A 9746-nucleotide genomic window follows, 5' to 3' on the forward strand; every position below is an offset into this window, starting at 1 on the left:
TTTTCTCCTTAAGCGACAAACGTCAAAATACAGCCCGGCGCGATATCGTCCGGTACAGGCCCCGCAACGTGTACGGTGCCGGGAAATTCTGCTTCGCGCAGACCATCGAAGCGCAAAGTGATATGCCCCAGTTCACGCAGGTTTTGCTCGGCTACGCTGCCGACCGCCGTGACCGGATAGCAATGTTGACCCAATTCACACCGCGCGCCAGGCTGCAGCGCGCCGGTCAGTTCGCCATGACAATGGATGAAGCAAAATTCTTCGATATCCGCCGGCGCGCCTTCCCGAAACGTAATCAGCATCTGTTCGCCGAGCGCCTCCTTCGCGCTCTGGCCGATACGGGTGATGGTGGTTTGATAAATCACGCTCATGTCTGAACCTCTTATTGATAGATAAAGCCGGAAACAAACCAGGCGATAAGTACCGTGGGCGCGCCAGTCAGGAAGCGTCCGACCAGCACAGAAGGTACGCCGACGCGAACGGTGTCTTGTTTCGCTTCCGCCAGTGACAGGCCGACCGGGATAAAGTCGCAGGCCGCCTGCGCGTTAATCGCGAACAGGGCGGGAAGCGCCAGATGCGGGGGGATATTGCCCAGGCCTATTTGAACGCCGATCAGGACGCCAATGACCTGAGCGATAACCGCGCCAGGGCCGAGAAAGGGCGACAGCAGCGGGAAAGAGCAGATCAATGCCAGCGTCACCAGCCCCAGGGGATGGCTGGCTAATGGCGCCAGGCCGTGGGCGATCCAGTCGCCAAGACCTGAGGCCATAACGATGCCGATCAGCGCCGAAACGAACGCCATAAACGGCAGGATTGTTTTCAGAACCGTATCAATGGTGTCGCGACCGGACTGGAACAGTACCGCCACGGCGGAGCCCATTCCCATACCAACTTTTGCCAGCAGCCCGTCGCTCTGCTCGGTGATTTTTTTGCTGGTGTCGTAGTCACGTCCTAATGTCGTTTTGGCAGGCTGAGGACTGGCAGGCGTTTCGCCGACAAGAGTAATGTTTTCTTCTTTTACGCCGGAGACATAAATATCCTCAACAATATACTGCGCCAGTGGGCCGGACTTACCCGTCGAGTGAATATTAATGGTTGGAATCCGGCGTTTCGGATAGATACCGCAGCGCAGCGTACCGCCGCAGTCGATAATGGCCGCGCCGATCTCCGCTTCCGGCGGTTCGCCTTCTTTAAAGCCGTCCACCGCTTGCCAGCCTGTTAGTTGCGCCAGTTTGTCGACGATCGCCGGGCGCGTACCGGCTGTGATATAGACGATCTTTTTGCCTGGCGTAACGTCCAGTTCAAGCGGGCCGCCCCAGCCGCCGGCGCCTTTCTCAATACGAACCCGTGTCATGATACCGCTCCTGTCAGATGAACTTTCTGCTCAAGTTGAATCCCCATTTTTTTCTCAAAAATAGCGGTGGTGAGATCGGTGACCCAACCGCGGAAGAAGTTCGTCACCAGACCTACCAGCAGATAGCTCACCGCGAGCGGGCCGAGAGGAAGCCCTAACGTGGTGAGTCCGCTGGCGATACCCAGATAAACAAACAGTTCGCCGGGATTGATATGCGGAAACAGACCGTTCATGGAGTGACAGCTATAGGAGGCCGCCGCGTAATAGCTCGGCTTGTACTTCTCCGGCATAAAGCGTCCCAGGCTCAGGGTCATCGGATTACAAAAAACAAATGTCCCGATACACGGTAAAAGCAGGTAACGAGATAGCGGATTTCCGGCACAACGTTGGGCAAAACGCTCAATACGCTGCTGGCCGATAAAATTGATGAGCGCATTCATGATAACCAGCAGGCTTATCAGTAGCGGAAGAATACCTGTCACCATACCGGTAAACACCTCTCCGCCTTTCTGGAATAACCCGATGAACCACTCCGCACCATGTGTAATGGTTTCGATCATTGTTCTCTCCTGTAGGGTTTTTAGTTTTCTTGCTAATTTCCTGTTCATTGTAATCATGTTGAAAGATTTAAAAGTGTTATTGTGATCGCAAAATAAAAGAAAAATATTTTAAGTTGAAAGGTTGCGGGGTGGGGGAGCGGATACAAACTGAAAAGAGGAGAAAGGTGATTTATTCTCTTGTGCCGCTTCCTTGTGCGGCGGGGGATGCTTTACCATACTTCTCCCTGGCTGAATTTGTTTAATGGATGTCTCATGTTCAAGCGTCGTTATGTAGCGTTACTTCCACTTTGCGTATTGCTTGCTGCCTGTAGCAGCACGCCAAAATCTTCCGAGACTCAAGCGACGACGGGCACGTCTTCCGGCGGCTTCCTGCTTGAGCCGCAGCATAACGTCATGCAAATGGGCGGCGACTTCGCCAACAACCCTAATGCGCAGCAGTTCATTGATAAAATGGTCAGTAAACACGGTTTCGACCGTCAGCAGCTGCAGGAGATCCTCTCGCAGTCTAAAAGACTGGATTACGTCCTGCGTCTGATGGACAGACAAGCGCCGACCACTCAGCCGCCCGCCGGACCAAATGGCGCCTGGCTTCGCTACCGCAAACAATTTATTACGCCGGATAACGTGCAAAACGGCGTCGCGTTCTGGAATCAGTATGAAGACGCGCTGAACCGCGCCTGGCAGGTATACGGCGTACCGCCGGAAATCATCGTGGGGATTATCGGCGTGGAAACCCGCTGGGGACGTATCATGGGGAAAACGCGGATTCTGGACGCGCTGGCGACGCTGTCATTTAACTATCCGCGCCGGGCGGAATATTTCTCCGGCGAGCTGGAAACCTTCCTGCTCATGGCGCGCGATGAGCAAGACGATCCGCTCAATCTGAAAGGTTCCTTTGCGGGCGCGATGGGCTACGGCCAGTTTATGCCGTCTTCCTATAAAGAATATGCGGTCGATTTCAATGGCGATGGGCACATTAACTTGTGGGATCCGGTAGATGCCATCGGCAGTGTGGCGAACTACTTCAAGGCGCATGGTTGGGTAAAAGGCGATACGGTTGCGGTGCCGGCGAATGGTCAGGCGCCGGGACTGGCGAATGGTTTCAAAACAAAATACAGCCTCTCTCAGCTTGCCGCCGCAGGCTTAACGCCGCAGCAATCGTTGGGCAATCATCAGGAAGCCAGCCTGCTGCGTCTGGATATCGGTACGGGCTACCAGTACTGGTACGGCCTGCCGAACTTCTACACCATTACCCGATATAACCACAGCACGCATTATGCGATGGCGGTTTGGCAACTGGGCCAGGCGGTAGCGCTGGCGCGGGTGCGCTAATTTACGCTTAGGGAGGGGAGCACCCCCTCCGCTATTATTATGGCTTTTTGGGCTGATTCTCTGCCTGCAAGTGGGATATCTTCTTTGATAGTGCCAGACTATATCCCAGACATCCCAGGCCTAAGATAATTTGACCGCCGTCATACGGTTCAAAATAGCCTGACGACAATATATTCAGTACTCCCATGACAAGTGAACAGACGCCGCCAATTGTGGCCCACAGCCGTAGTTGGGTGGTTTGTTTTAGTGTTTGCTGTGTGCTTTCCGTTTTTTTGAGTGACATCCTTGCTTTCTCTCCGTGCGTGTAAATTTAGCGACATGGTACTGCTATTTAGTCATGTGCTACCTCATTTCATTCTGCATAAATAACCTGCTGGCATTTTTTCGGAATCCGACTCGTAAAATCGACTGCTCGTCCCCATCTCTGGTGAGAAAGTGCTATCTTGTGCGGCAGGATTTCTAACTGACAGAGGTCATGATGACTGACAGTGAACTGATGCGGCTTAGCGAGCAGGTCGGGCTGGCGTTAAAAGCGCGCGGGGCGACCGTAACGACAGCAGAGTCCTGTACCGGCGGCTGGCTGGCGAAAGCCATTACCGACATCGCCGGAAGCTCCGCCTGGTTTGAACGCGGCTTTGTCACCTATAGTAATGAAGCCAAAGCGCAGATGATTGGCGTGCGTGAAGAGACTCTGGCGCAGCATGGCGCGGTCAGCGAACCCGTAGTGGTCGAAATGGCGATCGGGGCGCTGAAGGCCGCTCGCGCCGATTTTGCTGTCGCTATTAGCGGGATTGCCGGGCCGGATGGCGGCAGTGAAGAAAAGCCGGTTGGTACGGTGTGGTTTGCTTTCGCCAGCGTCAGTGGAGAAGGGATTACGCGTCGGGAATGCTTCAGCGGCGACCGCGAATCGGTGCGTCGACAGGCGACGACGTACGCGCTACAAACCCTGTGGCAACAATTTCTACAAAACACTTGATACTGTATGAGCATACAGTATAATTGCTTCAACAGTACGAATTCACTATCCGGTTCAATACCAAGTTGCATGACAGGAGTAATAATGGCTATCGACGAAAACAAACAGAAAGCGTTGGCGGCAGCACTGGGCCAAATTGAAAAGCAATTTGGTAAAGGCTCCATCATGCGTCTGGGTGAAGACCGTTCTATGGATGTGGAAACTATCTCCACCGGTTCGCTTTCACTGGACATCGCACTCGGTGCGGGCGGTCTGCCGATGGGGCGTATCGTCGAAATTTACGGGCCGGAATCTTCCGGTAAAACGACCCTGACGCTGCAGGTGATTGCCGCTGCGCAGCGTGAAGGTAAAACCTGTGCGTTTATCGATGCGGAACACGCGCTTGACCCTGTTTACGCACGCAAGCTGGGCGTCGATATCGATAACCTGCTCTGCTCTCAGCCGGATACCGGCGAGCAGGCGCTGGAAATCTGTGACGCGCTGGCGCGTTCAGGCGCGGTGGACGTCATTGTGGTCGACTCCGTAGCGGCGCTAACGCCGAAAGCGGAAATCGAAGGCGAAATCGGCGACTCTCACATGGGCCTCGCGGCGCGTATGATGAGCCAGGCGATGCGTAAGCTGGCGGGGAACCTGAAACAGTCCAACACGCTGTTGATTTTCATCAACCAGATCCGTATGAAGATTGGCGTGATGTTCGGTAACCCGGAAACCACCACCGGCGGTAACGCGCTGAAATTCTATGCCTCCGTTCGTCTTGATATCCGTCGTATTGGCGCGGTGAAAGAGGGCGATAATGTCGTGGGTAGCGAAACGCGTGTGAAAGTGGTGAAAAACAAAATCGCCGCGCCGTTTAAGCAGGCCGAGTTCCAGATCCTCTACGGCGAAGGCATCAACTTCTATGGCGAACTGGTTGACCTGGGCGTGAAAGAGAAGCTGATCGAGAAAGCGGGCGCATGGTACAGCTACAACGGCGAGAAGATTGGCCAGGGCAAAGCGAACGCGACTACCTGGCTGAAAGAGAACCCGGCGACAGCGAAAGAGATCGAGAAAAGGGTTCGTGAATTACTGTTGAGTAATCAGAATGCCACGCCCGATTTCGCCGTTGACGATAGCGAAGGCGTTGCAGAAACCAACGAAGATTTTTAATCATCAGGTGATGGTGGGGCGGACAAAACGAAGCCGCCATTCAGCAAAACGTTAAATTACCATCAAGGGCTGCATTTATGCGGCCCTTTTGGCATTTACCCCTGTTAAGGTTTTTTATGAGTGAACCCACATCGCGCCGTCCCGCTTATGCTCGTCTCCTTGATCGTGCGGTACGTATTCTTGCTGTCCGCGATCACAGCGAGCAGGAATTACGGCGTAAACTCTCCGCGCCGGTGATGGGCAAAAATGGGCCGGAAGAGATTGATGCGACGGCAGACGATTATGAACGCGTGATCGCCTGGTGCCACGAACATCACTATCTTGATGACGAGCGTTTCGTGATGCGCTTTATCGCCAGTCGTAGCCGCAAAGGCTATGGCCCGGCGCGTATTCGCCAGGAGTTGAATCAGAAAGGCATTTCCCGTGAATCGACTGAAAAAGCGATGCGAGAATGTGAAATTGACTGGAGTGAAATGGCACGTGAACAGGCCGTTCGCAAATATGGCGAGCCGCTCCCTTCAAACTTTTCAGAAAAGGTTAAGGTACAGCGCTTTTTGCTCTATCGCGGGTATCTGATGGACGATATCCAGCAAATATGGCGAAATTTTGCAGATTGAGCGCATACGGGATTTTACTTCCCGGTAAAGAAAACTTATCTTATTCCCACTTTTTCCGTCTGGACGCGGGTTGCTTAACGGCGAACAGCGTCTGCGACGAATATTCCTTAAATACACAAAATCATTCAAGCCGCATCAAAGCGGCAAGTGAGCCTCGGGAACGCGTGACCGGGAAACTCGCAGCCAACGCAGAGGCGGCCTGAAGGATGAAGTGTAGCTTGATTTCAGGATAATTATGAGCAAGAGCACCGCTGAGATCCGTCAGGCGTTTCTCGACTTTTTCCATAGTAAAGGGCATCAGGTAGTTGCCAGCAGTTCCCTGGTGCCTAACAATGACCCCACTCTGTTGTTTACCAATGCCGGGATGAACCAGTTCAAGGATGTTTTCCTTGGGCTCGATAAACGTAATTATTCCCGTGCGACCACTTCCCAGCGTTGCGTACGCGCGGGGGGTAAACACAACGATCTGGAAAACGTCGGATACACTGCACGTCACCATACTTTCTTCGAAATGCTGGGCAACTTCAGCTTCGGCGATTACTTCAAACACGACGCCATTCAGTTCGCATGGGAATTACTGACCGGTGAAAACTGGTTCGCTCTGCCAAAAGAGCGTTTATGGGTCACCGTCTATGAAACCGACGACGAAGCCTATGAGATCTGGGAAAAAGAAGTCGGCATCCCGCGCGAGCGTATTATCCGTATCGGCGACAATAAAGGTGCGCCATACGCATCGGATAACTTCTGGCAGATGGGCGACACCGGTCCCTGCGGTCCGTGCACCGAAATCTTCTACGATCATGGCGACCACATCTGGGGCGGCCCTCCGGGAAGCCCGGAAGAAGATGGCGATCGCTACATTGAGATCTGGAACATCGTCTTTATGCAGTTCAACCGTCAGGCTGACGGGACGATGGAACCATTGCCGAAACCGTCTGTAGATACCGGTATGGGGCTGGAGCGTATTGCCGCGGTACTGCAACACGTTAACTCTAACTATGACATCGACCTGTTCCGCACGTTGATTGAAGCGGTAGCGAAAGTCACCGGCGCCACCGATCTGGGTAATAAATCGCTGCGTGTTATCGCCGACCACATCCGTTCCTGCGCATTCCTGGTTGCCGATGGCGTGCTGCCGTCGAATGAAAACCGTGGCTATGTGCTGCGTCGCATTATTCGTCGCGCGGTTCGTCACGGCAACATGCTGGGCGCGAAAGAGACCTTCTTCTACAAGCTGGTTGGGCCGCTGATTGAGGTAATGGGCTCCGCAGGCGAAGAGTTGAAACGTCAGCAGGCGCAGGTCGAGCAGGTTCTGAAAACGGAAGAAGAGCAGTTCGCCCGTACGCTGGAGCGCGGTCTGGCGCTGCTGGATGAAGAACTGGCGAAATTGCAGGGTGATACCCTGGACGGCGAAACCGCTTTCCGTCTGTATGATACTTATGGTTTCCCGGTCGATCTAACGGCGGACGTCTGCCGTGAGCGCAATATCAAAGTCGACGAAGCCGGTTTTGAAGCCGCCATGGAAGAGCAACGCCGTCGCGCGCGCGAAGCTAGCGGTTTTGGCGCGGACTACAACGCGATGATCCGCGTTGATAGCGCTTCTGAATTTAAAGGTTATGACCATCTGGAACTTAACGGCAAAGTGACTGCGCTGTTTGTCGATGGTAAAGCGGTTGAAGCGATTAACGCGGGACAGGAAGCGGTTGTCGTGCTGGATCAGACCCCATTCTATGCGGAATCAGGCGGTCAGGTTGGCGATAAAGGCGAGCTGAAAGGCGCTGGATTTACTTTCGCTGTGGACGACACGCAAAAATATGGTCAGGCGATTGGTCACCTCGGCAAATTGTCTGCGGGCGCTCTGAAAGTGGGCGATGCGGTACAGGCTGACGTAGATGAAGCGCGCCGCGCACGTATCCGTCTGAACCACTCCGCCACGCACCTGATGCACGCGGCGTTGCGCCAGGTGCTTGGGACACACGTTGCGCAGAAAGGTTCGCTGGTTAGCGATAAAGTGCTGCGCTTCGACTTCTCGCACAATGAAGCGATGAAGCCGTCGGAGATTCGTGAGGTTGAAGATTTGGTGAATGCGCAAATTCGCCGCAACCTGCCGATTGAAACGAACATCATGGATCTCGAAGCGGCGAAGGCGAAAGGCGCCATGGCGCTGTTTGGCGAGAAATATGACGAACGTGTACGCGTTCTGAGCATGGGCGATTTCTCTACCGAACTGTGTGGCGGTACTCACGCCAGTCGTACCGGTGATATCGGTCTATTCCGTATTATCTCTGAGTCCGGCACCGCAGCGGGCATTCGTCGTATTGAGGCGGTAACCGGTGAAGGCGCTATGGCCACCGTTCATGCGCAAAGCGATCGCTTAAACGATATTGCGCATCTGCTGAAGGGCGACAGCCAGAATCTGGGCGACAAAGTGCGTGCCGTGCTGGAACGTACACGTCAGCTGGAAAAAGAGTTGCAGCAGTTGAAGGACCAGGCCGCAGCGCAGGAGAGTGCAAATCTTTCCAGTAAAGCGGTCGATCTCAACGGCGTGAAGCTCCTGGTCAGCGAGCTTGCTGGTATTGAGCCGAAAATGCTGCGAACCATGGTTGATGATCTGAAAAATCAACTGGGGTCTACCGTTATCGTACTGGCAACGGTTGTTGAAGGTAAGGTTTCTCTGATTGCGGGCGTGTCGAAGGATGTGACCGACCGGGTTAAAGCAGGGGAATTGATTGGTATGGTCGCTCAGCAGGTGGGCGGTAAGGGGGGCGGTCGTCCGGACATGGCGCAAGCCGGTGGTACGGATGCGGCAGCTCTGCCTGCAGCGTTAGCCAGTGTACAAGGCTGGGTCAGCGCAAAATTGCAATAATTATAAGCGTTCGTTGGCGCCGCAGCTCGTGCTGCGGCGTTTACGTCAACGCTATCGACAACGATAAAGTCAGGTTGAAGTTTTGTATATCGGCTAAACTTAGGTTTAACAGAATGTAATGCCATGACTGCTTACACCTAAGGTGTTTGTCATCGCTTACTTTTTGGCGTTATATGATGGATAATGCCGGGATACAGAGAGACCCGACTCTTTTAATCTTTCAAGGAGCAAAGAATGCTGATTCTGACTCGTCGAGTTGGTGAGACCCTCATGATTGGCGATGAGGTCACCGTGACAGTTTTAGGGGTGAAGGGCAACCAGGTGCGTATTGGCGTGAACGCCCCGAAAGAAGTTTCTGTCCATCGTGAAGAGATCTACCAGCGTATCCAGGCTGAAAAATCCCAGCAGTCCAGTTACTAAGGTTTTCGCGTCTCACTTTTCGGGTGAGACGCAGCCTCTCTTCTCGCTCGCCCGCGTTGTCCCTTCATGACTTTTTTCAACCTCATTGTTGATATGGTGCGCTTTTGGCGGCCAGCGTGTCATCAAATTATCTGTTGATAAAACACTCTTTTTGGCTTTTTTACAGACTAATTGAGCGTGAAGTGTGCAAACGATAAAAGCTCTGGAAAAATTGTTTGACTTATAAGTCCCAGAAAGTAATATGTGCGCCACGCAGCGACGATGAGCAGAACAAGTTCTTCGAAGCACTCGTAAGAGGCGTGTGGTGAGGTGGCCGAGAGGCTGAAGGCGCTCCCCTGCTAAGGGAGTATGCGGTCAAAAGCTGCATCCGGGGTTCGAATCCCCGCCTCACCGCCATTTGCATCCGTAGCTCAGCTGGATAGAGTACTCGGCTACGAACCGAGCGGTCGGAGGTTCGAATCCTCCCGGATGCACC

At 53.6% G+C, this 9746-nt stretch carries 10 protein-coding genes and 2 tRNA genes; 8 read left to right on the top strand and 4 right to left on the bottom strand.

The window, feature by feature from the left end:
* Positions 1 to 8 precede the first annotated feature (8 nt).
* From srlB to srlA, 3 genes are read right to left on the bottom strand one after another with little or no spacing between them, the layout of a single operon-like run.
* Entirely contained in the window at positions 9 to 371 is a 363-nt protein-coding gene (gene srlB, locus ACLJQD_RS02855; RefSeq protein ID WP_000111553.1) for a PTS glucitol/sorbitol transporter subunit IIA, read from the bottom strand.
* An 11-nt stretch (positions 372 to 382) separates the two neighbouring features.
* Positions 383 to 1354, bottom strand: a complete 972-nt coding sequence (locus ACLJQD_RS02860; protein ID WP_017441155.1) for a PTS glucitol/sorbitol transporter subunit IIB — start codon at positions 1352 to 1354, stop codon at positions 383 to 385.
* Complete coding sequence (gene srlA, locus ACLJQD_RS02865; protein WP_000573333.1) at positions 1351 to 1914, bottom strand: PTS glucitol/sorbitol transporter subunit IIC; 564 nt, start codon at positions 1912 to 1914, stop codon at positions 1351 to 1353. Before srlA ends, ACLJQD_RS02860 begins: the two co-directional genes overlap by 4 nt.
* A gap of 252 nt (positions 1915 to 2166) precedes the next feature.
* Between srlA and mltB the strand changes: the two genes are divergently transcribed.
* A complete protein-coding gene (gene mltB, locus ACLJQD_RS02870; protein WP_000476826.1) occupies positions 2167 to 3246 on the top strand; it encodes a lytic murein transglycosylase B in 1080 nt (359 codons plus the stop codon).
* A 37-nt stretch (positions 3247 to 3283) separates the two neighbouring features.
* Here the strand turns inward: mltB and ACLJQD_RS02875 are convergent, their stop codons facing one another.
* Entirely contained in the window at positions 3284 to 3529 is a 246-nt protein-coding gene (locus tag ACLJQD_RS02875) for a hypothetical protein (RefSeq protein WP_000053777.1), read from the bottom strand.
* Between the two features lie 195 nt (positions 3530 to 3724).
* On the opposite strand from ACLJQD_RS02875, the gene pncC reads away from it, so the two are divergent.
* The 7 genes from pncC (at position 3725) to ACLJQD_RS02910 (ending at position 9744) form a co-directional block, all read left to right on the top strand.
* On the top strand, positions 3725 to 4222 hold the full coding sequence (gene pncC, locus ACLJQD_RS02880; protein ID WP_000132239.1) for a nicotinamide-nucleotide amidase: 498 nt from the start codon (positions 3725 to 3727) through the stop codon (positions 4220 to 4222).
* 84 nt (positions 4223 to 4306) lie between these two features.
* Complete coding sequence (gene recA, locus ACLJQD_RS02885; protein ID WP_000963150.1) at positions 4307 to 5368, top strand: recombinase RecA; 1062 nt, start codon at positions 4307 to 4309, stop codon at positions 5366 to 5368.
* Positions 5369 to 5484: 116 nt separating this feature from the next.
* Entirely contained in the window at positions 5485 to 5985 is a 501-nt protein-coding gene (recX, locus tag ACLJQD_RS02890; RefSeq protein WP_001294863.1) for a recombination regulator RecX, read from the top strand.
* A 235-nt stretch (positions 5986 to 6220) separates the two neighbouring features.
* A complete protein-coding gene (alaS, locus tag ACLJQD_RS02895; RefSeq protein WP_017441156.1) occupies positions 6221 to 8851 on the top strand; it encodes an alanine--tRNA ligase in 2631 nt (876 codons plus the stop codon).
* 234 nt (positions 8852 to 9085) lie between these two features.
* Positions 9086 to 9271, top strand: coding sequence for a carbon storage regulator CsrA (gene csrA / locus ACLJQD_RS02900; protein WP_000906486.1), 186 nt, complete (start codon positions 9086 to 9088; stop codon positions 9269 to 9271).
* Positions 9272 to 9574: 303 nt separating this feature from the next.
* Positions 9575 to 9667: transfer RNA gene (locus tag ACLJQD_RS02905), tRNA-Ser, on the top strand.
* 3 nt (positions 9668 to 9670) lie between these two features.
* Positions 9671 to 9744: transfer RNA gene (locus ACLJQD_RS02910), tRNA-Arg, on the top strand.
* Positions 9745 to 9746 lie beyond the last annotated feature (2 nt).

It is taken from the genome of Salmonella sp. SAL04214 (assembly GCF_046550615.1).
Lineage (GTDB): Bacteria > Pseudomonadota > Gammaproteobacteria > Enterobacterales > Enterobacteriaceae > Salmonella > Salmonella enterica.

Bases quoted from the DNA above. Each gene is read 5' to 3' on its own strand.
- pncC (WP_000132239.1), top strand. From the start codon at position 3,725: ATGACTGACAGTGAACTGATGCGGCTTAGCGAGCAGGTCGGGCTGGCG.
- ACLJQD_RS02860 (WP_017441155.1), bottom strand. From the start codon at position 1,354: ATGACACGGGTTCGTATTGAGAAAGGCGCCGGCGGCTGGGGCGGCCCG.
- recX (WP_001294863.1), top strand. From the start codon at position 5,485: ATGAGTGAACCCACATCGCGCCGTCCCGCTTATGCTCGTCTCCTTGAT.
- srlA (WP_000573333.1), bottom strand. From the start codon at position 1,914: ATGATCGAAACCATTACACATGGTGCGGAGTGGTTCATCGGGTTATTC.
- recA (WP_000963150.1), top strand. From the start codon at position 4,307: ATGGCTATCGACGAAAACAAACAGAAAGCGTTGGCGGCAGCACTGGGC.
- ACLJQD_RS02875 (WP_000053777.1), bottom strand. From the start codon at position 3,529: ATGTCACTCAAAAAAACGGAAAGCACACAGCAAACACTAAAACAAACC.
- mltB (WP_000476826.1), top strand. From the start codon at position 2,167: ATGTTCAAGCGTCGTTATGTAGCGTTACTTCCACTTTGCGTATTGCTT.
- csrA (WP_000906486.1), top strand. From the start codon at position 9,086: ATGCTGATTCTGACTCGTCGAGTTGGTGAGACCCTCATGATTGGCGAT.
- srlB (WP_000111553.1), bottom strand. From the start codon at position 371: ATGAGCGTGATTTATCAAACCACCATCACCCGTATCGGCCAGAGCGCG.
- alaS (WP_017441156.1), top strand. From the start codon at position 6,221: ATGAGCAAGAGCACCGCTGAGATCCGTCAGGCGTTTCTCGACTTTTTC.